Annotated in this window: 19 protein-coding genes and 1 riboswitch; of the genes, 7 read left to right on the forward strand and 12 right to left on the reverse strand. The window is 67.7% G+C overall.

From position 1 onward, the window contains the following. Window positions 1–176 precede the first annotated feature (176 nt). The 3 genes from HFGMBDPB_RS16710 (at window position 177) to HFGMBDPB_RS16720 (ending at window position 2,413) form a co-directional block, all read left to right on the forward strand. On the forward strand, window positions 177–1,013 hold the full coding sequence (locus HFGMBDPB_RS16710) for a lectin (protein WP_212645821.1): 837 nt from the start codon (window positions 177–179) through the stop codon (window positions 1,011–1,013). Between the two features lie 9 nt (window positions 1,014–1,022). After that, window positions 1,023–1,865, forward strand: coding sequence for a YdcF family protein (locus HFGMBDPB_RS16715; protein WP_212645822.1), 843 nt, complete (start codon window positions 1,023–1,025; stop codon window positions 1,863–1,865). Between the two features lie 77 nt (window positions 1,866–1,942). Further along, a complete protein-coding gene (locus tag HFGMBDPB_RS16720; RefSeq protein ID WP_043791915.1) occupies window positions 1,943–2,413 on the forward strand; it encodes a VOC family protein in 471 nt (156 codons plus the stop codon). Window positions 2,414–2,419: 6 nt separating this feature from the next. Here the strand turns inward: HFGMBDPB_RS16720 and HFGMBDPB_RS16725 are convergent, their stop codons facing one another. After that, complete coding sequence (locus HFGMBDPB_RS16725) at window positions 2,420–4,399, reverse strand: UvrD-helicase domain-containing protein (RefSeq protein WP_212645823.1); 1,980 nt, start codon at window positions 4,397–4,399, stop codon at window positions 2,420–2,422. 415 nt (window positions 4,400–4,814) lie between these two features. Here HFGMBDPB_RS16725 and bioB point away from each other — a divergent pair, with 415 nt between their 5' ends. Further along, window positions 4,815–5,876: a biotin synthase BioB gene (gene bioB, locus HFGMBDPB_RS16730; RefSeq protein ID WP_012205605.1), complete on the forward strand. Its 1,062-nt coding sequence runs from the start codon at window positions 4,815–4,817 to the stop codon at window positions 5,874–5,876. Window positions 5,877–5,912: 36 nt separating this feature from the next. Here bioB and HFGMBDPB_RS16735 read toward each other — a convergent pair whose 3' ends face one another. Continuing rightward, window positions 5,913–7,064 (reverse strand): site-specific integrase, encoded by a 1,152-nt coding sequence (locus tag HFGMBDPB_RS16735; protein WP_212645824.1) that lies wholly within the window; start codon window positions 7,062–7,064, stop codon window positions 5,913–5,915. 253 nt (window positions 7,065–7,317) lie between these two features. Here HFGMBDPB_RS16735 and HFGMBDPB_RS16740 point away from each other — a divergent pair, with 253 nt between their 5' ends. Continuing rightward, window positions 7,318–8,298: a DNA-binding protein gene (locus HFGMBDPB_RS16740; RefSeq protein WP_212645825.1), complete on the forward strand. Its 981-nt coding sequence runs from the start codon at window positions 7,318–7,320 to the stop codon at window positions 8,296–8,298. A gap of 32 nt (window positions 8,299–8,330) precedes the next feature. Here HFGMBDPB_RS16740 and HFGMBDPB_RS16745 read toward each other — a convergent pair whose 3' ends face one another. Continuing rightward, complete coding sequence (locus tag HFGMBDPB_RS16745; protein WP_212645826.1) at window positions 8,331–10,127, reverse strand: methyl-accepting chemotaxis protein; 1,797 nt, start codon at window positions 10,125–10,127, stop codon at window positions 8,331–8,333. A gap of 118 nt (window positions 10,128–10,245) precedes the next feature. Next, complete coding sequence (locus tag HFGMBDPB_RS16750) at window positions 10,246–11,571, reverse strand: serine hydrolase domain-containing protein (protein WP_212645827.1); 1,326 nt, start codon at window positions 11,569–11,571, stop codon at window positions 10,246–10,248. A gap of 166 nt (window positions 11,572–11,737) precedes the next feature. Here HFGMBDPB_RS16750 and HFGMBDPB_RS16755 point away from each other — a divergent pair, with 166 nt between their 5' ends. Next, window positions 11,738–12,664: a LysR family transcriptional regulator gene (locus tag HFGMBDPB_RS16755; RefSeq protein ID WP_202396615.1), complete on the forward strand. Its 927-nt coding sequence runs from the start codon at window positions 11,738–11,740 to the stop codon at window positions 12,662–12,664. A 4-nt stretch (window positions 12,665–12,668) separates the two neighbouring features. Here the strand turns inward: HFGMBDPB_RS16755 and HFGMBDPB_RS16760 are convergent, their stop codons facing one another. The 8 genes from HFGMBDPB_RS16760 to HFGMBDPB_RS16795 all read right to left on the reverse strand — a co-directional run bounded on the left by HFGMBDPB_RS16760 (window position 12,669) and on the right by HFGMBDPB_RS16795 (window position 21,021). Further along, window positions 12,669–13,451 carry a (2Fe-2S) ferredoxin domain-containing protein gene (locus HFGMBDPB_RS16760; protein WP_249343477.1) on the reverse strand — a complete coding sequence of 261 codons (783 nt, stop codon included), beginning with the start codon at window positions 13,449–13,451 and terminating at the stop codon, window positions 12,669–12,671. Continuing rightward, the gene (locus HFGMBDPB_RS16765; protein WP_013802412.1) at window positions 13,438–14,226 is read right to left on the reverse strand and encodes an ABC transporter ATP-binding protein; all 789 of its coding nucleotides are present in this window, start codon (window positions 14,224–14,226) and stop codon (window positions 13,438–13,440) included. The genes HFGMBDPB_RS16760 and HFGMBDPB_RS16765 overlap by 14 nt, the downstream gene beginning before the upstream one ends. Then, the gene (locus tag HFGMBDPB_RS16770; protein ID WP_212645829.1) at window positions 14,223–15,314 is read right to left on the reverse strand and encodes a FecCD family ABC transporter permease; all 1,092 of its coding nucleotides are present in this window, start codon (window positions 15,312–15,314) and stop codon (window positions 14,223–14,225) included. The genes HFGMBDPB_RS16765 and HFGMBDPB_RS16770 overlap by 4 nt, the downstream gene beginning before the upstream one ends. Further along, window positions 15,301–16,344 carry an ABC transporter substrate-binding protein gene (locus HFGMBDPB_RS16775; protein WP_212645830.1) on the reverse strand — a complete coding sequence of 348 codons (1,044 nt, stop codon included), beginning with the start codon at window positions 16,342–16,344 and terminating at the stop codon, window positions 15,301–15,303. The genes HFGMBDPB_RS16770 and HFGMBDPB_RS16775 overlap by 14 nt, the downstream gene beginning before the upstream one ends. Continuing rightward, the gene (locus HFGMBDPB_RS16780; RefSeq protein WP_212645831.1) at window positions 16,344–18,470 is read right to left on the reverse strand and encodes a TonB-dependent receptor; all 2,127 of its coding nucleotides are present in this window, start codon (window positions 18,468–18,470) and stop codon (window positions 16,344–16,346) included. Before HFGMBDPB_RS16780 ends, HFGMBDPB_RS16775 begins: the two co-directional genes overlap by 1 nt. A gap of 121 nt (window positions 18,471–18,591) precedes the next feature. After that, window positions 18,592–18,910: riboswitch (cobalamin riboswitch) on the reverse strand. 12 nt (window positions 18,911–18,922) lie between these two features. Then, window positions 18,923–19,597 (reverse strand): 2OG-Fe(II) oxygenase, encoded by a 675-nt coding sequence (locus tag HFGMBDPB_RS16785; protein WP_212645832.1) that lies wholly within the window; start codon window positions 19,595–19,597, stop codon window positions 18,923–18,925. Between the two features lie 14 nt (window positions 19,598–19,611). Continuing rightward, window positions 19,612–20,262, reverse strand: coding sequence for a DNA oxidative demethylase AlkB (gene alkB, locus HFGMBDPB_RS16790; protein ID WP_212645833.1), 651 nt, complete (start codon window positions 20,260–20,262; stop codon window positions 19,612–19,614). 27 nt (window positions 20,263–20,289) lie between these two features. Then, window positions 20,290–21,021: a 2OG-Fe(II) oxygenase gene (locus HFGMBDPB_RS16795; RefSeq protein WP_212645834.1), complete on the reverse strand. Its 732-nt coding sequence runs from the start codon at window positions 21,019–21,021 to the stop codon at window positions 20,290–20,292. 205 nt (window positions 21,022–21,226) lie between these two features. On the opposite strand from HFGMBDPB_RS16795, the gene HFGMBDPB_RS16800 reads away from it, so the two are divergent. Further along, window positions 21,227–22,048 (forward strand): hypothetical protein, encoded by an 822-nt coding sequence (locus HFGMBDPB_RS16800; protein WP_016446083.1) that lies wholly within the window; start codon window positions 21,227–21,229, stop codon window positions 22,046–22,048. Window positions 22,049–22,105 lie beyond the last annotated feature (57 nt).

Here is a 22,105-nt window from a genome sequence, read left to right on the forward strand (position 1 = left end):
CGGATCATTGAAGGCCTGCCAATGAGTGGCCGTGCGGTGTGGTTTCGCCCTGTTCCTACAAAATGCTTGGCTAAACTCCATGGCTTGTCGAGGGAAGCCGGGTTCATGCTGGGCTCGCAGTCGAGTGCCGTGCGCAATGCGGCCGCCCCTCAGATCAACGCAGCCCGAGAAATCCCATGCAAATCAATAAATGCATTTCCGTCCTGCTGGCCAGCAGCTTCATCCTGCCGGTTCTGCCTGCGCATGCAGGCGAAGAGACGGTGCAGCTCATGTCCAACGGTCGTTATCAGACCTACAGCCTGCCCGACGACGCGCAGCAGGTCCAACTGATCGAGACCTTGGCGGGCAACTGCAGCTACAACCAGAACTGGGGCTATGACCTGGGCCGCCGGGAGATGTGGGTCAAGGGTGGCTGCGGCGGGCGCTTTCGCATCCTGACCGGCCTGCCCCAGGGCGCGCAGGGCCAGGAAGGCGGAAGCGACAACACGGGCGCATGGATCGCCGGTGCCGCCGTGGCAGCCATTGCCGGCGCCGCCATTTTGGCGAACAAGCGCGACAAGGACCGCGAACGTGAACGCGACGAGCAATGGAACGATGACCACTATCCGGGCTACCCGGGCCAGCAGCCCGGCTACCCGTCGTGGGGCGGACGGGAGGTGCGGGGCCAGAACGGCCTGTGCCTGGATGTGTCGGGTGGCCTGCGCCCGGGCAACGGCCTCATCGTGTACCACTGCAGCGGCGGTGAAAACCAGCGTTTCACGCTGACGCGTGATGGCGAGATGCGCGTGGGCGACCTGTGCCTGGACGTCGCCGACGGAAGCACGCGCAATGGCGCGCGCGTGATCGCCTGGCAATGCCGCAACCAGCCCAACCAGAAATGGGACTGGAGCCGTGGACAGATCCGCAGCCGCTTTGCCAACAAGTGCCTGGACATCGAAGGCGGCAATGCCCGGCCGGGCCAGCCCGTCATCGTGTGGTCCTGCGCCGGCGGCCCCAACCAGCGCTGGAACTGAGGACGCTTGTTGCACAAGCTCTCTGCCGCGCCCGGGCCAGTGCCCGGCCGCAACGCCGTCGCGGGCATTCGGCGGCTGGGGGCCTTGCAGTGGCTGGGCCTGATCACTGGCGCCGTGCTGCTGGGCGATGCCGTGGTGCTGATGGCACGCGGCATGTTCAATCTGGGCGTGACGCTGCCAGCGGTGCTGGGCCTGCTGTTCATGGCGTGCAGCTTCTGGCGCGCGGCCATTGCGCGCAGGCTGCGCGCCAGTGCATGGATTCGGCGCGCATGGTGGCTGGGCTGGACGGCGTTGGCGATGTGGCTGGTCAGCCTGCCGGTGTTCTGGGTGCACCTTTTGTCCGCCTCGTCCGGGTTGCCACCGGACCAGCCGGTGCAGGCCATCGTGGTGCTGGGCAGTGCCACGCGTGACGGCCAGCCGTCGCTCACGCTGGCCCAGCGGCTGGACCGCGCTGCCGAGCTGGCCGCCCGCCAGCCCAAGGCGCTGGTGCTCACCAGCGGCGGGGTGGACTTTGGGGAAAGCGAGAGCGAGGGCGCCATCATGGCGCGCTATCTGCAGCAGCGCCACGGCCTGCCGCCCGAGCGCCTGCTGATGGAGGAACGCAGCACCAGCACGGCGCTGAACCTGGCCTGGAGCCTGCCCCTGCTGCAGGCGCGCGGGGTGGAGCCGCAGGCGGCAATCGCCATCGTCACCAGCGACTTCCACACCCTGCGCGCCGGCTGGATAGCCGAGCGCAGCGGCTACGGCCAGGCCTTCACCGTGGGTGCGCCCACGCCCTTGACGATCCGCGCCAACGCCTGGCTGCGCGAGTACTTTGCGGTGATCAGCGGCTGGGTGCTGGGGGAATTCTGAGCCGCCTGTGCGATGGGCTGCGGCCTTGCGGATTGGCTCCACAATGTGATTCTTCATACATCAACAGGAGCGAGACAGTGGCAAGCGAACAGCGTCCTTTCCGGGTTCTGGGCATACAGCAGGTGGCCATCGGCGGCACCGACAAGCAGCGCATGAAGCGCCTGTGGGTGGACATGCTGGGGCTGACCCAGACCGGCACCTTCCAGAGCGAGCGCGAGAACGTGGACGAAGACATCCTGGCCATGGGCCAAGGCGCGCACAAGGTGGAGGTGGACATCATGCAGCCGCTGGACATCGACAAGAAGCCTGCCGTCCACACCACGCCGCTGAACCATATCGGCCTGTGGATCGACGACCTGCCGCTGGCCGTGCAGTGGCTGACGGAGCAGGGAGTGCGCTTTGCGCCCGGCGGCATACGCCAGGGCGCTGCCGGCTACGACATCTGCTTTCTGCACCCCAAGAGCAATGACGAGTTCCCGATTGCCGGCGAGGGCGTTCTGATCGAGCTGGTGCAGGCGCCGGCCGAGGTGATCGCCGCGCTGGGCTGAGGCGCCTCAGGCAAAAGGCTGTACGCGCCGCTGGACATGTTCCAGCAGCCACAGCTTTTTTCGGGCGCGCGTCATGGCCACGTACAGGCGGTTGCGCTCCAGAAAGGCCAGCGCGTGCGGGGCCGTCGCCGGAAAGCGGCCGGGCTCCATGAAGGGCAGGGCGACGTGGTCGTACTCCTTGCCCTTGGCTTCCTCGATGGTGCTGAGATGGAAGTCGAATCCGCGCTCGGCCCGCACGGCACGCTCGAAGCGCGTGGCCATGGCCGCCACCTGGGCCAGCATGTCGGGCACGGTCATGCCCGCCACCGAATCCATGAAAGCCTTCACGCGCTGACGCAATGCCGCCGTCTGGGCCTGCGACAGGGCCACGCCGGCAAACAGCCCCCAGACATCGGCCTGCTCCAGCAGGCTGCGTGCGTCTGACTGAAGCGCCAGAGGCAGTTGCAAGAAGCTGCCAAAGGCCTGGAAGTTGCGTTGCCCGCCCTGCAGGCTCGATTGGTCGCTCAGGAAGCGCCAGATGATCTGCGGGTTGTGCAGCATCTCGCCCGCCATGCGCTGGGAAAGCGTATGGCGGCTTGACGGATCGGCCATGTCGGCACCATCCACGCTGCCCTTGCCGTAGAAAAGCGCACCTTCCACAAAGGCCGCCAGGATCTCGCTGCCCAGCACGCTGGTCTCGGCCTTCCAGGACAGCGCCTGCATGCCATGTGCATAGCAAAGGCCCAGCAGCAGGGCAATCTCGCGCTGCAGGTAAAAACGCTTGAAGCCGTAGAAGCTGGCGGACTTGCCGGCGCGGTGGATGGCCCATTCCAGCGCGCAGGCGTCCTGCTCGTGGCGCAGGATCACGGTCAGCGAGGGATTGCGCGCGCTGCCAGAAGGCGGCTCGCCCGGCGCAGAGGGTTCGGTGGCACGTGCCAGGCTGGCCTGGATCTGCAGCAGCTGGTCAATGCACTCGCTGTCGTCGGAGTGCTGCAGCTGGTGCACGGTGCTGAAGCGCGTGGGCGCCGCTGTCAGGCCCACATTGAACAGCGCATTGACGGCCTTGGCCACTTGGGGGCCGAAGCGCCGCGACTGGTTCAGCGCCAGCGTGGCCGTGGCCTGAGGCAGGAAATCATCGAGCTGGTGGAGCTTGTCGCGGAACACGGACCAGGCCTGTGCCTCGATGTGCTGGTTGAAGTCGCCTGCGCCCAGGAATGCGCAGCCGCTGGTTCCGACCAGGGCGCGCAGCACCTGCAGCGAGGCCGGGTCCAGGTCATGCATCTCGTCGAACACCACCAGGTCGTAGCGCGGCAGGTCCAGCGCCTGGCCCTGCAGGGCGTCGCTGGCCAGTGCATGGCTGCAGTCGCCTTCGGCGTAGTACAGAGGGTCGCCGCAGTGATCGATGCGGCGGCGCTCGTACTCGAAGAACAGGCAGGCCAGGCGGTAGTCGAGCAAATACTCCTCGCAGAAACTCGCCAGTCCCATGCCTTCCTCGGCCAGGCGCTGGGGCAGCAACGACTTCTTGGCGCCGAGGTTGAAGTCCCAGAAGGCGTCCAGATCCAGATCGCCGGGCTGCTCGAACAAAGGGTCGGGCTGCCAGGCCAGCCGCTCGCACAGCGCGGCATGTGCCTCGCGCACACGGGCCTGCAGTGCCACGCGGTCGGCCAGAAAGCGGGCCGCCGGGTCGCGGCGGCGGATCTGCTGGGCCGCCCAGCGCTCCACCGTGGTGATCTGCACCTGGGGCGGCACCTCGCGCACCAGTTGCTGCAGCCGGTGATGGAAGGCCGCCACGCCGGAGCGCGAATACGCCAGCACCAGAATGCGCTGCGCCTGGCCGCTGCGGCAGGCCTGGACCACCTTGCAGGCCAGCGTCGTAGTCTTGCCCACTCCCGCCAGCGCAGCCACGATGGCCGAACGCCCCTCATGCGCCAGGATGGCCTGCTGCTCGCGCGAGAGCAGCAGCGGCTTGCCGTGATCGGTAGGAAATTCCAGGGAGCGCAGGGACATGTGAGGGAAATCTGGGCAAAAGCGGCGAAAGCAGAGGGAAGCGGGTTCAGCCGCAGGCCGGCAGGGCTGAAAGCCGCTGTGGCGACGACGGCGGGCACCCATTGTGGTCGTTTTGGAGAGGCATCTGGCAGGTATTGGGAATCCGTTGCCGCGCCTGTCCACGCATCTTTTGAAGCGCTCATCGGACAATTGAGCGATGTTGAACGCCAATGGCCGCGTGCTTGCGGCAAGAAGAAGTCACCGAGAAGAACTTCTGCCAAAACATGACCAACATCGCTCAAAAATAAGCGAAGTTCGCTTTTTTTGCAGGCCATGAAAATGGGGCAACTATTTTTGCCAAGGAGCCGGCTTTTTCATTCCCAAGGCTTTTTTTGCTCATCAGAATGAAAAAAGCAGACCCACAGAGGAGTTTTTGATGACCGCCTGCAGCACCACCCCGACGACTTCCGCCACCTCCGCACAGCCTGCGGCCGGCAGCCCCCTGCAATGGCATGCACGCCCCTCCAAAAGCGACACGCTGCCGTTTGAAGGCGCCTGGAGCGTGCAGGCCATCCAGGAACTGCTGGACAAGCCCTTCATGGACCTGATGTTCCAGGCCCAGAGCGTGCACCGCGAGCACTGGCCTGCGGGCGATATCGAACTGGCCACGCTGCTGTCGGTCAAGACCGGAGGCTGCCCCGAGAACTGCGGCTACTGCCCGCAGGCGGCCGAGTTCGACACCGGCGTCAAGGCAGAAAAGCTCATGAGCGTGGACGAAGTCACGCGCGCCGCACAGGCGGCCAAGGATGCCGGCGCCACGCGCTTTTGCATGGGCGCGGCCTGGCGCGCGCCCAAGGACCGCGACATCGAGAAGATGAACGAGCTGATCGGCGCCGTGAAGGGCCTGGGCATGCAGACCTGCGCCACGCTGGGCATGCTCCAGCCCCACCAGGCGCAGTCGCTGCGCGAAGCGGGCCTGGACTACTACAACCACAACCTGGACACCGCGCCCGAGTACTACCAGGACGTGGTCAGCACGCGCCAGTACCAGGACCGCCTGGACACGCTCAAGGCCGTGCGCGGCGCAGGCATCAGCGTGTGCTGCGGCGGCATCATCGGCATGGGCGAGGCGCCGGTGCACCGCGCGGGCCTGATCGCCCAGCTGGCCAATCTCAACCCCCATCCCGAATCCGTGCCCATCAACAGCCTGGTGCGCGTGCCCGGCACGCCGCTGGCGGACAGCGAGCCGGTCGATCCGCTGGACTTCGTGCGCGTGATCGCGGTGGCCCGCATCACCATGCCCACGGCGCGCGTGCGCCTGTCGGCGGGCCGGCAGCAACTGGGCGACGCCGTGCAGGCCCTGTGCTTCATGGCCGGCGCCAATTCCATCTTCTATGGCGACAAGCTGCTGGTCACCGGTAACCCCGATGTGGAGGCCGACACCACGCTGCTGCGCAAGCTGGGCCTGAGCGGCACGCGGACCTCGGTACAGGAGTGAGCTTTTTGAGAGTTTGAGCTCTTTTGAGCCAGCGACTCAGGATTGCGGCCGGCCGCTGCCTTGCGCGGCGGCGGCCGCATCGTCGTCGCCGGCATCGAGCAGCCTGGCCGCACGGTTGCTCAACGCGGAATCCGCACGGAAATAGCCCAGCACCGTATTGACGCTGCTGTGCCCCGTCAGCGCCATGGTGTCGGGCAGGGGCACGTTCTGGCGCCCGGCCTCGGTCACAAAGCCCGAGCGCAGGGAATGCGCCGAGAAATCTCCCTCCACGCCCGCCAGCGCGCAGCGCTGCTTCACGATGTCGCGCACGGCCGCCGGCGACAGGGGCTCGCCCACATGGCCGCCCTTGCGGATGCGCCGGAAGATCGGCCCTTCCTGTATGGCGGCGGCACGCAGCCAATCGGCCAGCGCCTGGGCCGCGCGCCCGGTGACGGGCTTGTGGTTCTCGGGTGCGTCCCGTCCGGACTGGTTGGTCTTGGAGTGGGCCAGCGTGTAGATGAATTCCTGCGGCCCCACGGCCCGCAGGTGGCGCATGTCGGCCCCGGCCACCTCCGAGCGGCGGCGCCCGCCGCTGGACCAGGCGAACAGCAGCAGGGCGCGATCGCGGCGGCCGCGCAGGCTGTCGTCACAGGTGTCCAGCAATTGCTCCAGCAAGTCGCGCGTCAGCGCATCCTTCTTGGCGGGGCCTTCACCGCGCCGCGCATAGGCCTTTCGCGTGCGCGACATCAGCTCGCGCACCGCACCGTCCTGGCAGGGGTTGGCCAGTCCATGCACCTGATGGGCCTTGGACAGCACCGCCATGCGGTGCACCAGCGTGTTGTGCGACAGGGGGCCTTCGCGGGCCTTGTATCCGGCCTCGACCAGGGCGCGGTCCATGTGCGCCGGCATTTCACTGGCCAGGCCCGCGCCGGTCTGCCGCTGGGCATGGTCAATGATGAATTGCAGCACACAGGCCACATCCAGCGGCAGCTGCATCTGCCGGTCAAACCGCAGCGCATGCCAGGCGGACCAGTAGCGCATGGCGCTTTGGTAGCTGTTTCTGGTGTTGGCGGATTCGCCCTCGTGCATCAGCTCGCGCACGGCCTGCCGGGCAGCAGGCTCCAGGCCGGCGGACGGCAGGGCGTTGCCTTCCTGGATGTCGTCCAGGGGCTGAGGTCGGGAGGTCAGCGAAAAAGGGCCGGTGCGCATCCATGGATTGTCGCCCGACGCCGCCCGGGCAATCCCTTGCGGGCCTGCAGCGATCGGCACGACGCAAAGTTCACTTTCCAGCGACCAGGAGCGGCCTTTTTGCGCCACAAATCCGTGTAATGTGCGCATCCATACTGTATGAAAATTTCATATGTAATATTTAATACATCTAACATATGATGTATTACACAAAGTTAAAATAACTCACGATAACAACCTCTTATCGTTGGTAATCTTGGAAATAGTTCACGATATGCAGAAAACATCCACCCGTGGCGTGCAGGAAGCCGATGTCTGGGCCGCGGCAGACGCCTTGATCGCCCAGGGCCTGCGGCCGACCATCGAGCGCGTGCGCCAGCACATTGGCCGGGGCTCGCCGAATACCGTCAGCCCCATGCTGGAGACCTGGTTTGCCACGCTGGGCCAGCGCCTGGGCGTGGCGGCAGGGCAGGGCGAACTGCTGCCGTCGTCGGTGCCCGATCCCGTTCAGCGCCTGGCGCAGCAGCTGTGGGACGCCGCCCAGGAAGAGGCCATGGAGGCTGCCCGCGCCGCCCTGCAATCCCGGGAGGAAGCGGCACAGGCCACGCAGGCCGAGCTGCAGGAGCAGCAGGAGCAAATGGCGCGGCGCGAGGCGTCCATGCAAGCGCAGAAAGAGGCCATGGACCAGGCCCTGCAAGTGGCCCAGGCCCAGTCGCAGGACTTGTCGCGCCGGCTGGATGAAATGCAGCAGCAGCTGCAGGACCGCGACGAACGCCTGGAAGAAATGCGCGATGCGCTGGCCGAAGCGGCCCGCCAGCGCGAGGCGCTGCAGCAAAAGCATGGCGAGGAAATGCAGTCCGCCGCGCTCGAGCGCCAGCGCATGGCCGAGCAGTACGCGGGCAATGAGCGCCACATGCTCAATGAGGTGGATCGTGCGCGGCAGGAACTGGCGGCCGCGCGCAAGGCCGCCACCGAGCAGGAGCGCAAGGCAGCGACCCGCCTTGCAGAGATGCAAAGCCGCTATGAAAAGAGCGAGGAGGAGCAGCTGAGCCTGCATTCCCAGCTGCAGACCGCCCAGAATGCGGCCGCCCTGGCGCAGGAGCGGGCAGCGGACCTTCGCAGCCTGCTGCAGGCGCAGCAGCGATTGGCCGGTGCGGCCGTGCCCGAGGCGGGTGCTGGACTGCCCGTGGGCCGGCGCGCAAGCCTGTCTGCGGCGCGCCGCTCCATGACGCGCCTCAAGGACAGGCGGGGCTAGCAGTCAGGGCCTGCGCCCCTGGCTGGGCCCGGTCAGGACTGGAGCCGAAACCCCGCCACCACATCCGCCAGTTGCGCGGCCTGCTGCTGCAGCGACTGGGCGGCGGCCGTGGCCTCTTCGACCAGGGCCGCGTTCTGCTGGGTGGACTGGTCCATCTGGCTGACGGCCGTGCCGATCTCGGCAATGCCCGTGCTCTGTTCCTGGCTGGCATTGCTGATCTCGGTGACGATGGCGGTCACGCGCTGCACGCTTTCCACCACCTTGCCCATGGTGGCGCCTGCGTCCTGCACCAGCCGGCTGCCGGCATCGACCTGGCCCACGGAGTCATCGATCAGCGCCTTGATTTCCTTGGCGGCCGTGGCGCTGCGCTGGGCCAGCGTGCGCACTTCAGAGGCCACCACGGCAAAGCCGCGGCCCTGCTCACCGGCACGGGCTGCTTCCACAGCGGCGTTGAGCGCGAGGATATTGGTCTGGAATGCGATGGAGTCGATCACGCCAATGATGTCGGCAATGCGGTGCGAGGACTGTTCGATGCCGCCCATGGTGCGCACCACCTGGTCCACCACGGTGCCGCCATGCGTGGCGATGTCGGAGGCGCTGCTGGCCAGTTGCCGCGCCTGGCGCGCATTCTCGGCGTTGTGCTGCACGGTGGCCGTGAGCTGCTCCATGGCGGCAGCGGTTTCCTCCAGCGAGCTGGCCTGCTGCTCGGTGCGTGCCGACAGGTCCTGGTTGCCGCTGGCGATTTCGGTGGAGGCATGGCGCACGGTCTCGGACGATTCCCGGATGCGCACCAGCACCGAGGCGATCTTGTCGGTGAAGTGGTTGAACGCGCGCGCAATCTGCGTCAGTTCGTCGTTGCCTTGCACCGACAGGCGGCGCGTGAGATCGCCGTCACCCGAGGCGATGTCTTCCAGCGCATCGCGCACCACGGCCAGCCGGCGCGTGACGCGGGCAATGACGGCGCCCAGCAGCGCAATCGCCAGGATCAGCGAAATGGCAACGATGGCGCCCGACACCTTGAGCAGCGAACCCAGCGCGGACAGCGCCTCGTCGCGCTGCACGGCCACCACCAGTTGCCAGTTCGTGCCGGGCACGCCCTGGCCGTAGAGCAGGAAGTCCTTGCCGCCGACGGCCGTGCGCATGCCGGAGTCCGCCTTGGGCAGGGCCTGGATGGCGTCGGCACCCAACTGGGGCGAGAGTGCGGAGACGGGCTTGAGCGTAAGTGCCGGATCGGGATGGGTGACGATGGCGCCCGCCTCATCCACCAAGAAGGCAAAGCTGCCCGGCGTGGGCCGGATGGCGCCCACGGTGCGCACCACCGTGGTCAGCAGCACGTCGGTGCCGACCACGGCGACGGGATTGCCGGCCGGGCCCACGGGCTCGGCAAAGGTCACGCCCACTTCGGGTGGAGAGACAAACAGATAGGGCGCCGTCACGATGGGGCGGCCTTCCTTGAGCGCCTGCCTGAACCAGGGGCGGGCCGTCACGTCGTAGTCGGCAGCCATCTCGTTGAGGAAGAACATGCGCTTGTCGGTGTAGCCGAAGTAGGCATCCGAGAAGCCGCCGCCGTCGCGCAGCGCCTGGACCACGGCACGCGGGTCCGGCGTATCGACGGCCTGGGCCAGCGTATGCGTCAGCAGGCGCTTGGTCGCCACCCATTCGCCCAGCACCTGGGCCTGGGCGTTCACGAGCTGGCGGCTCTGGTCGTCGAGAGTGGACAGCACATGGCGCTGCACCGTGAGGAAGTTGGCAATGGCCAGGGCCAGCATGGCCACGGTGACGATGGCCACGCTGAGCGCGATGAGTCGCGCACGCAGGGACTGGAACATAGAAGAATTACTTATTGCAAGAAGATGCTACATACGTTAGCAAATTTTCTTGACAATACGCGTTCTTGCAGGCGGTGCCCCCTGGCCGCCGAAGCCTATGCGGGAAATTCGCTCCCCTTCAGCGCTCCCCCGCCAGCAGCCTGCCCAGCGCCTCGTAGGCCGGCAGCGAGGTCGGGTCATTGGCCGCATTGCCAGCCACCGGATGGGAGGAAAAGCGCGCAATCACCATCTGTGCCTTGGGATCGATGTAGACGGTCTGGCCATGCACGCCGCGCGCTGCGAAGGCGCCATGGGCGTTGTGCGTGACCCACCACATGTTGCGGTAGGTCCAGCCCGGCAGCAGCTTGTAGCCGGCCTTGGCAAAGGCCGCCGCATCGCCGCCACGGCGGATGTCGTCCACGGCGGCTGCGGGAACGATCTGCTGGCCGTTGAACTGGCCCCGGTTGCGCAGCATCTCGCCAAAGCGCGCCAGGTCCCGCAGGCCCAGGTTCAGGCCGCCGCCTGCAAAGGGCGTGCCCGTGGAGTCCACCGACATGTAGGCATCCTGCTCGGCGCCCAGGCGGCTCCAGATGCGCTCGGACAGCAGATCGGCCACCGATTGGCCGCTCACGCGCGCCAGCACCCAGCCCAGCGCATCGGTGTTGGCCGTGCGGTAGCCGAAGGCCTTGCCGTGCACGCCTTCGGGCTTCACGGTCTGCAGGAATTCGTAGTAGCTGCGCGGCCCGGTGTATTCCTTGGCCTTGGGCAGCGGGTTGCCCGCTGCCGCGTGCGCCCAGACCTCGGCCTGGGGGTCCGCATAGTCTTCGCTGAAGCGTATGCCCGTGGTCATGTCCATGAGTTGGCGCACCGTGGCGTTGCCGAAGGCTGAGGCCGCCAGCTCGGGCACGTATTCCGACACGCGGCGCGAGGGGTCGAGCTGCCCCTCGGCAGCCAGCATGGCCGCCAGCGTGCCGACGAAGGACTTGGTCACCGACATGGCGCCGTGCTGGCCTTCGGGCTTGAGCACGCCGAAGTAGCGCTCATAGACCACGCGGCCCTTGTGCAGCACCACGATGCCGTCGGTGTAGTTGGCCTTGAGCGAATCGCGCCAGGTCATGGGCTGGCTGGCACCCAATGGCGTGAAGCGCAACTCGTCGATGTCGTCGCGCAGTGCCTGGGCCAGCGGCGCCGCAGACGCCAGGCCGCGCGACACATTCACCGTGGGCATGAGCTGGCGAAAGTGCGAGACGCTCCAGCGCATGGCGGGAAACTGGAAATAGGAGCCGTCGTCGAAGCGCAGCATGCGGTCCGGCGGTGGCGGCGAGCCCACCATCCAGCCCAGCTTTGCGGGGTCGCTGGCATCGGCATCGGGATAGGAGGGGGTCTTGGCTGCGGTGACCCCTGCCGTGGCTGTGGCGAACACAAGGCTGCCAGCCAGGGCACCGGCGAAATGTTTGAGCTGCATGGCGGCAACCATACTACGGTTGCCGCGGCGCCAAGATCCGCTGCCAAAGGATGGAAGCCGGCTTCCATCCCAGGCCGTGCGCCCAGTTGGCGCAAGCGCGACAAATGGCTTTCTCGTTGGACTAAGCTTCAAATAGTTTTTGAAAATCAAAGCCTGGCGAATGCCCATGAAAAGCCTGCAAGACCTGGATATCTTCGTGCGCACCGCAGACAGCGGCAGCCTCTCGGCCACGGCGCGTGCCCTGGACCTGACGCCGGCTGCGGCCAGCGCAGCGCTCAAGCGGCTGGAGGCAGAGCTGGGCGTGACCCTGTTCGTGCGCTCCACGCGCAGCCTGCGGCTCACGCAGGAGGGCGAGCTGTTTCTGGAGCACTGCCGCCCCGCGCTGGCCGGCCTGCGCCAGGTGCGCGACCAGTTGGCTGGCGGCCAGGCCGCTTTGCGCGGCACGCTGCAACTGGCCGCCCCCTCCGACCTGGGCCGCAACGTGCTCATGCCCTGGCTGGACGAGTTCCAGAGCCAGCACGCAGGCGTGGATCTGCGCCTGCACCTGTCCGACCGCGCGGCCAATGTCTACAGCGAGCCTGTGGACGCGGCATTTCGCTATGGCAGGCCGCAGGATTCCAGCCTGGTGGCCTTGCCGCTGTCGGACACGCACCGCCGCGTGCTCTGCGCCGCGCCCTCCTATCTGCAGCAGCGTGGCGCCCCCGCCACCCCCCACGACCTGGCCGGACATGACTGCCTGTGCTTCATGCTGGGCGAGGAAGTGCACGACCGCTGGACCTTCTGGCCGGCAGGGCAGGGGGCTGCCGTACCTGAGCCCGTCCATGTGCGGGTGCGCGGCCGCAATGTGGCCAATGACGGAGATGCCGTGCGGCGCTGGGCCGTGGCCGGGCGGGGGATTGCCTACAAGTCGTATTTCGACGTGGCCGAGGACCTGGCCCGGGGCCGCCTTCTTGCGCTGTGCACCGACTGGACGACCGAGTGCGTGCCGCTGTTCCTGGTCGCACCCAGTCGCAGGCAGTTCACGCCGCTGGTGCGTGCGTTGCGGGATTTTGTGGCGGTGAGGCTGGCCGAGCTGGAGGCGGCCCAGCCCTGAGACATCACGAAGCCTGCGTCCCCAGCTCCACTGGCCCGTGCACGTGGTGCTCCGCGCAGACCTGCCGCGAGAGCACATGGGTTTCGATCACTTCGGCGGCATTCTCGGCCGTGAGCCGCCCATACCAGACGCCGTCCGGATAGACGATGGCCAGCGGGCCATGGTTGCAGGGGTACTGGCAGCTGGTCTGCAGCAGGCGCAGCCTGGCACGCAGTTCGCTGCTGGCCTGCACGGCCTCGCCCAGGCTTTGCCAGACGGCCACGGCGCCCAGGGCGGTGCAGCGCGGTCCCGTGCAGACCAGGGCGTGGTGCTGGTGGTCCGGCACCTGGGACCAGGCCTGGGGATCGTGCTGCCATTGGTCGCCAGCGGTCTCGGCAATGTCGGGGGCCTGAAGGGCCTGGGCCATCTGAGACAGCAGCAGCGCGGGCATGGCCGCAGCGCCCAGCAGATGGTCGGCAAACCGCACCTGCACGGTCTGGTCCGGCAGTTGCGAGCGCCAGCGCATGGCCAGCTTGTGCAGCCAGCGCAGCAGGGCAGGCTCGTCGGGCGAGAACAGGGGCAGCACGACGATGGAGCGCGCCGGCAGGCATTGCTGCAGCGCCTCGGGCAGCGAGGGTGCGGCCTTGTCCACGAAGGATGTGACGACCTTGCAGGCCGGCTCCAGCGTCTGGCGCAAGGCATCGGCCAGTTCGATCAGGCTTTGGCGCGAGGCTGCGCCCGTGCCGCCACGGCCCAGCACGATCACGGCGTCGGGCCCGGGCGGAATGGATGTTTCAGAGGAGTTCATCGGGAATGAAGCTGATGCGCAGCCGGCCGGTGGCGGCATGGATGTCCACCTCGGCAGCCACGCCGTAGACCTGGCCGATGGTGGCCGGGGTCAGTACCTGGGCCGGTGTGCCATGGGCAACGATGCGGCCTTGTTCCATGAGATAGAGACGGTCGCAGTAGTGGGCGGCGATGTTGAGGTCGTGCAGGGCGACGATGCTGCTGATCTGCAGGCGCCGGACCAGTGACATCAACTCCAGCTGATGGCGTATGTCCAGGTGGTTGGTGGGCTCGTCCAGCAGCATCAGCCGTGGCTGCTGGGCCAGCGCGCGGGCCACGAGCACGCGCTGCTTCTCGCCGCCGGACAGGCTGGAAAAACGCCGCTCCTCCAGCGCCAGGGCATTCACCTGGGCCAGCGCCTGCCGCATGCAGGCGAGGTCCTCGGCGCTGTCGCCCGCCCAGGGGGACTGGTGGGGGATGCGGCCCATCATCACCGCCTCGCGCACGGTGAAGTCAAAGCTCTGCGGCGCCTCCTGCGCCAGGACCGAGACCTGGGCCGCGAACTCGCGCGCCGTCATATCCCGGATGTCGCGCTGGTCCAGCAGCACGCAGCCCGCGTCGGGGCGCAGCACGCGATAGAGCATGCGCAGCAGGGTGGATTTGCCGCTGCCGTTGGGGCCGATGAGCCCCACGCATTCGCCGCTGTGCAGGGCAAGGCTGGCCTGGTCCACGATGCGCCGGGCGTCGGCACGCCGGGCGTCGGCACTCCAGCACAGGTCCTGGGCTTGCAGCTTCATGGGCCGCGCCCTCCCTGCACCGGCTGGCGCACCAGCATCCAGACGAAGAAGGGTCCACCGATCAGCGAGGTGATCACGCCCACGGGCAGTTCCATGGGCGCAAAGGCCGTGCGCGCGACAAGATCCACCAGCACCAGCAGCAGGGCGCCGGCCAGGGCGGCCACGGGCAGCACGCGCCGGTGGTCCGTGCCCACCAGCATGCGCGCGGCGTGCGGCACGATCAGCCCCACAAAGCCGATGGCGCCGCTGACCGCCACCATGGTGCCCGTGAGCAGCGACACCGCCAGGAACAGTGCGCGCCGCAGCCGTGCCGTGTCCACGCCCAGCGTGGCGGCGGCCTCGTCACCGGCCAGCAGGGCGTTGAGCGGGCGCGTCTGCAGCCCCAGCCAGAGCATTCCCGCAGCCAGCACGGCGGCGGGAATGCCCAGTTCCTCCCACTGCGTGCCTGCCAGGCTGCCCAGCGTCCAGGTCAGCAGGGCATTGACCAGGTCACGCTGGCCCGATGACAGGGTGATCAGGCTGGTCACGCCCGCCAGCACATAGCCGATGGCCACGCCACCCAGGATCAGCCGCGTGGCATGGATGCGGCCCTGGGAGCGCGCCAGCAGGTAGACGGCGACGGTGGCCGCCAGCGCCCCGGCAAAGGCCCCGGCCGTGAGGGCGTACATGCCGGCCGAGGCCAGCGCACCGAAGGCCAGCACGGCCACGGCGCCCACCGACGCACCCGAGGACACGCCCAGCAGATAGGGATCGGCCAGCGGATTGCGCACCATGGCCTGCATGATGGTGCCCACCACGGCAAGCCCCGCGCCCACCAGGGCCGCCAGCAGCACGCGCGGCATGCGGATCAGCCAGACGATCTGCTGGTGCTGCGGCGTGATGCCCTCCAGCGGCGGCGGCTGCATGCCCAGCGCCTGCAGCAACCGGCTCCAGGCAATGCGCCAGACCGTGCCGGCCGGCATGTCCACGGGCCCCCAGGTGATGGCCAGCGTCATCACCAGCAACAGGGCCGCGAACAGCAGCAGGCACCAGGCGCGGGCAGCGCCCGGGCGGCTGTGCCAGCGGGTGCGTGCCTCAGTGCCCGGCATGGGCGGTCGCCGGCACGCGGTCGGGGTGCAGGGCCTGGGCCAGCGCGCGGGCCCGAGCGACGTTGCGCGGGCCGGGCGTGGCCTCGGCATAGGTCATGACGAAGAACCGCTTTTCGCGAATGGCATCGACGCCGGCCAGCTCGGGCTTGGCCAGCAGGAAGTCGATCTTGCCCTGGGCATGGGGCTGGCCGTAGTCGATGATGACGATCCACTGCGGGTTGCGCTGCACCACGTCCTCCCAGTTGCCTGCGGGCCAGTTGCTGGGAATGTCGTCGAAGATGTTGCGCCCGCCCGCTTCCTCGATCATGGCCTGCGGCATGCCGTAGCGGCCCACGGTCACGGGGATGTCCTGGCCGCTGTCGTAGACAAAGACCGAAGGCCGCTGCCGCACGCCCTGCATGCGCTCGCGCAGGTCCTTCAGGTCGCGCTCCAGCCCCTGCGCCAGTTGCTCGGCATGGGCGTCAATGCGGAAGATGCGGCCCAGGTTGCGCAGGTCGGTCAGGCCGTCTTCGAGCGCCACCTGGCTGCGCGGCCCCACGCGGATGCACGATTCGGACAGCACATATGAGGCAATGCCGTGGCGCTGCAGCACCTCGGGCGTGACCTGGCCCTGGCGAAAACCGTAGCTCCAGCCGCCGAAGACGAAATCTGCCGAGGCGCCCAGGATGGCCTCCAGGTTCATCTCGCGCTCGGCCAGCCGCGGCACGCGGGCCAGCTGGGCCTGGAAGGCCGGGTCGATCTGCTTGGCCTGCGTGATACCGCTGTAGCCCACCAGCCGGTCGCCCAGGCCCAGAAAGAGAAACATCTCGGTGATGTTCACGTCATGGGTCACGGCGCGCAGCGGTGCGTTGGCGTAAGTCACGGGTCTGCCGCAGACATTGACGGTCACGGCCGCCTGCGGTGCGGCAGCCGGTGCCGGCAGTTCACTGGTGGTGCCGGAATCGCTGCGCGAGCAGCCGGCCAGCAGCAGGGTGGTCGCCAGGGCGCCAGCGCACAGGCCGTGGAGGCTTTTGGAGCGCGCCATGGCCATCAGAACCGGATATGGGCCGCGATCTCGAAGCGGCGGCCTTGCCCGACCAGGAACTGGCTGCCGTAGCTCGATCCCACATAGACCCTGTCGGCCAGGTTGCGGCCGATCAGGCTCAGGGTGGTGCGAGGGTCCACCTGCCAGCTCAGCGCGGCGTCGGCCACGGTGTAGGCGGGCAGGTTCACGGTATTGGCGTTGTTGCCAAAGCGGTCACCCACGTAGCGCAGGCCCAGCGAGGCCTGCCAGGCGCCCACGCGGTAGTGGCCCCAGAGGTTGGCCGTGGTCTTGGCCACGTTCTGCGGGCGGTTGCCGGCGCGGTTGCCGCCGGCCTCGATGAGCTTGTCGAACTGGGCATCCACATAGGACAGGTTGCCCTCCAGGCGCAGGGCGGGCGTGGCCTGGAAGTTGGCAGTGACCTCGGCGCCGCGCGAGGACTGGCTGCCGCCCTGGATGGAGATGGCCGGGCGGTCGGGGTCGCGCGTGATGATGTCGTCCTTCTTGATGTCGAACACGGCCAGCGTCCATTCGCCGCGCCCGCCTGCCACCTGCTGCTTGATGCCGATCTCGGCCTGGTGGCCCTTGCTCAGCTTGTAAGCCGTGTTGGCCAGGTTCAGCGAGACCAAGCTGTTGACGGGATCATGGCCCGAGCTGATCTGCCCATAGACATGGGTGTCGCGGGCCAGCTCATAGGTCAGGCCCAGGCGCCAGGAGGTGGCGGCCAGCGTCTTGTTGAAATCCGTGCCGCCCACCAGCGAGTGGCTGGCAAAGTCGTAGACATCGCGGCGCAGGCCGGCCATGGCCAGCCAGCGGTTGCTGATGCGCCAGGCATCTTCCAGGTACAGCGCATGCTGGGTCACGCCGGTTTCGGTCTTGGCCTTGGTGACATCGGGGCTGGCCCAGCTGCCATGCACGGGGTCCCAGGCCGAGACCGTGGACGAGCCGCCATAGGGCGAGTTGTTGGACAGCCGCAGGTTGATGCGTGCGGCCTCCCATCCCATGGCGATCTTGTGCGATCCCCGGTCCACGTTCAGGCCCAGGCGATTGCCGGTCTGCTCCAGGTCGTGCAGGATTTCGAGGTAGTCGGAGCGGCCCACGGTCCAAGTGGCGGGGTTGAGCGCGTAGGCCTCGATGTTGCGCCAGTGGCGGTCCGACTGCACGTGGTACAGCTCGTTGCGCACCGTCAACCAGTCATTGGCCTTCCATTGCACCTTGGCGCGCAGGCGCTCGTCGGCATAGCGCAGCACGCTGTCTTCGGCGTTGTAGTTGCGGTCGCGCAGGGACTCCACCACCTTGCCGTCCAGGCCCGGCGTGCCCCAGTAGCGGCTGGGCTTTTGCACGCTGCGGTCGGCAATCAGGTCGATCTGCAGGTCGCTCGTGGGCTCCAAGCGCAGCGTGCTCATGAACTTGCCGTTGCGCGACTGGTCCAGGTCGCGCTCGCCCGCGCTGCGCGCGGTGTAGCTGTCGATGCGGTAGCTGGCATAGGCGCCCAGGGCGCCGGTCACGCCCAGGCCCAGGCGCAGCGTGTCGTCCGTGCCCGCGCCCAGCAGCACCTCGGCCGAGCTGGTGCGGCTGGGCTGCTTGCGGATGGCGTTGACCGTGGCGCCCATGGTGCCGCTGCCATACATCAGCGAGGCCGGGCCGCGCAGCACGTCGATGCGCTCGTAGCCCCAGCTGTCCCCGGGATAGGCCGTGGTGCCGGCGGCCACGCCCAGCACCATGCCGTCTTCGGCCACGCCCACGGAGTTCACGCCCGCAAAGCCACGGCTGCTGAAGGACAGGCCGCCGTTGCCCGGCGTGCTGCTGGAGGTCAGGCCCACGGTGCGCGTGACGGCGTCCACCAGGGCGTAGTCGCCGCGCTCCTGCATCTGCTCGGCAGAAACACCATCCACGCTGGCAGGCACTTCCTGGTTGGAGACGCCGGTATGGCTGGCCGAGCGCGCAGGCTGGGCCAGTTGCTGGCCGATGCGTTCGGCCTGGCCGGTGACCTGCACTTCGGGCAGGACAGTCTGTGCCTGCACAGGAACGGACAGGAAGGCGCAGGCCAGGGCCAGCGGGCTCAGCCGAAGGCAAAGGGAATCGGCAGCACGGGTGCTGGGAACGCAGGAAAGGGAGGAATGCATTTCGAACATCGGTCTTCGACCGCCTGATGCGAAAGCAAGGCACTGCCGCCTCTCCAGCCAGCGTGCAAGGATAGGGTGCAGGACATTGCCATCCGCACCCCGCAGACAGTCAAGAAAGCGCCCGCTCAGCGGGCGCGAAACGCAGCAGGCCGGTCTCCGGGCTCACAAGCGGCGCAAGGACATGCCTTGCGCCCAGCGCCCCGTCTTCCCAATCCACCCGCGAAAAGCTGCATGTTGCAGACCACGCCATGAACCAGTGACAGCCTGTCATCGCCCCTCCGCAGGGTTGCGGAGTCTGGCGGTACAGGCATGGAACGCCTTGACTTGTTTACCGTTGCGGGGGCAGCCAAGGCCTGTGCCGGCAGCGCAAAAAGCATTTGCTGGCAGTCACCTTGTTCCCGTTTCATCCCCATGGCTGGCATGTGGACACCTGATGCACGGATGCCTTTGCAGGCGCGGCATTATAGCCAGCGGCCCGCGTCGGTAGCCTGCGGCGCGTCGTGCAGCAGCAGCTCCACACCCAGCCACTCGCCACGGTGAACGCGGCTGATGGCATGCCGCAGATGCACGCGGTAAAAGCCTGCCGCACCGCGCACCGGGCGCGGCCCCGTGGCGATGATGGCCGCATCCCCCAGGCCCAGCGGCAGCACCATGGGGCGCGATTGCATGCGCGGGCGCTGCTCGGTCATCACGAATTCGCCGCCCTCGAAATCCTGGCCCGGCCGGGACAGCAGCAGCACCAGCTGCAGCGGGAACACCGCCGCACCTTCGCTGTATGAGCGCAGCGGCGCATGGCCCGCCTGCGCCACATGCAGCAGGTGCGACTGCGGATGCATCTGGCCGCGCTGGCGGCCCAGCTGCCCGAAGGCCTCGAACGAGGCGGGCAGGGCAGGCTGCATGTCCATTTGGGCACGCCAGCGATTGGCAATGGCAAGCAGGTGCCGGTACAGCACCGGGCGCCATGTGTAGAGGGAGGGCGGCAGGCCATTGCGCATGGCCGCCTCGCTAGCCAGGGCGCGGCTTTCATCCGCATTCAGCAGCCGTGGCAGCAGGCAATGGCCCTCTGCATCGAGCTGGGTGGCAATGCGGCCCCAGTCCAGGCCGGCGAAGCGATCACTGCTGTTCAGCCCATCCATGTCGCCCCCTCCATTCAACCCGCCTTGCGAAAAGTGAGATTGATGCGCCGCCCGCCCAGCAGCGGGTGAGGCTGGTCCTTGAGTGGCAACACGCCGTGGTGGCGCAGCCGATCCACGCCGCCCCAGACCACCACGTCGCCATGCTGCAACAACACCCTGGCCGTCCTGTCCGCGCGCGCAAGCCCTCCAAACAGAAATGTGGCCGGCATGCCCAGTGACACCGAGACGATGGGCGCGCCAAGGTCACGCTCGTCGCGGTCCTGGTGCAGGGACAGGCGGCTGCCGGGCAGGTACTGGTTGATCAGGCAGGCGTCGGGCGCGAAGCCCTCGAAGCCCGCAGCGGCGGCCGCTTCGCCCGCCAGCTGCGCAAACACGGCCGGCATGGCGGGCCAGGGCTGGCCGCTGACCGGGTCGATGGCGCTGTAGCGGTAGCCGCGCCTGTCGCTGGTCCAGCCCAGCGTGCCGCAGTTGGTCATGGCCACCGACATGGTGAAGCCGCCCGGCGTGACCAGATGGCGCAGCGGCGCCTGGGCCATGACGCCGTCCACCGCAGCCAGCAGTGGCGCCGCATGGGGCAGGGCATGGCCGCGCAGCACCACGGACTGGGGACCAATGGGTTCGATGCCCATGGGAGGTTCATCGGCAAAAAGATCCAGCGTGCTCATACCGGCCGTCCATCAAAGTGCGTCATATCAGAGTGCGTCATGAAAGATCAGCCCCACGGTATGGCGATGGCCGCTTCGGACGCGGCTGACGCCATGGCGCATGGCCGCGCGGCGGTAGCCTGAGCGCCGCCCCGGCACGGGCCGGTGGCGCACGGCCAGGACCAGCGCATCGCCCTGGTCCAACGCCATCACATCGGCCCGTTGCCTGTCGCCATCGGCCTGGGTGATGACGAATTCCCCGCCCGCAAAGTCCTGCCCCGGCCGAGACAGCAGCAACACCCCCTGCAGCGGAAACACATGCTCTCCATAGACATCCTGGTGCAGGCAGTTGTAGTCGCCCTCGCCGTATTGGAGGATGAGCGGCGTGGGCCGCAACTGGCCGTGCGCGTGGCAGCGCGCCAGGAAGTCCTGCAGCCGGTCCGGATAGCGCACCTCCAGCCCCATGCGCTGGTTCCAGCGGTTGGCCACCGGCACCAGGCGGGAATACAGCTGTTCGCGCAGCCGCTGCAGCAGAGGTGGCAAGGGGTAGTCGAAATACCGGTATTCGCCACGCCCGAAACCGTGGCGGGCCATGACGATGCGGGAGCGAAAACCGTCTTCCCTGGTGTAGAGGGCCGCCAGGTCACGGCATTGCTGCGCGTCCAGCAGGCCGGGCAGCCGGGCACAGCCGTGCTCGTCGAGCTGGTGCTCCATCTGCGTCCATTGGCAGGGCGGGGCGGATTCGCAAGCTTCGTTGTCGAAAAGACGGAGGTTGTGCATGGCGGGCGCGGTTGGCGGCATGGGCGCTGTGGGCAATTGCCGCAGTCTAGGGCGCCGCCGCAGCGCCTGCATCCCGCTTCTTGCAGTGGACAGAATGTCAACCGGCGGCAGCGCCTGCCAGCCGCGTGCTGGACAGGCCTGGGAGGGCCGGCTGGCAGCTGCAATTGAACAATCGCGGCATTCCTGCAAACGCCTCAGGCCCGCCATGTCCAGCAACGTCCATCACCTCTATCTGTTCTTCGATACGCCCCTGCAGCTGCGCCGCGTGCAACTGATCTGCCAGTACCTGGCCCGACAGTCCTGGGAGCAGGCCGAGCGCTGGATCCATGAGCTGGACCCCGCCCTGGACCGGTCCGCGCTGTGGGATGACGACTGGGCCAATGCCAGCGCCCTGGGCCACCCCCAGCACCTGGAGCTGGGCTTTGACACCCGCACCACAGCCGGCATGCCCTGGCGGCTGCTGGAGACCTTGTTCCAGCACGGCCTGCAGGCGGCGGTGCTGCATGTCTTCTATGACCAGGTGGGAGAGAGCGAGCGCTATCACTTCGATGCCGGCCAATGGGTCAGCCACCATGCCTGGCTGGCCCGCTACCCGGAGCGCCAGGTGCTGGTCGATCCCGACGCAGAGGTCTATCCGCGCCCGGGGCAGGAAGAGGGCAACGATGGCACCTCACTCAGCAATCCCGCCCAGCCCATGGCCATCAGGCAACTGCGCGAGCGTGACCAGGAACGCGATCGCCAGGCCCAGGAGTCCGTGCAGGCCCTGCTGGAGACCATGGCCAGCCTGCGCAAGAGCGGCGTGTCGCCGGTGGACGGCATCGCGGGCCTGTTCATGCTGCGGGCCGGCTTTCGCGGACTGTGCGAGGCCGTCGCCTTCACCGTGGTTGCCGCCCTGGCCTTCAGAGGCAAGGGCCTGTGGCTCTGGCTGGCCCTGGGATTGGTACTGGCGGTCGTGCTGCCGCTGTACCGGATGGCCAGTGCGCGGCGGGAGTTCGCGGGGCAGGGCGGCAGCGACCCGGCATCCTGAGACAATCCGCGCTCGGCAGAATGAAACAAATTGCACAAGATCCGGCAAAGTCCCAGG

It is taken from the genome of Delftia sp. PE138 (assembly GCF_018320755.1).
Classification (GTDB): Bacteria; Pseudomonadota; Gammaproteobacteria; order Burkholderiales; family Burkholderiaceae_C; genus Comamonas; species Comamonas tsuruhatensis.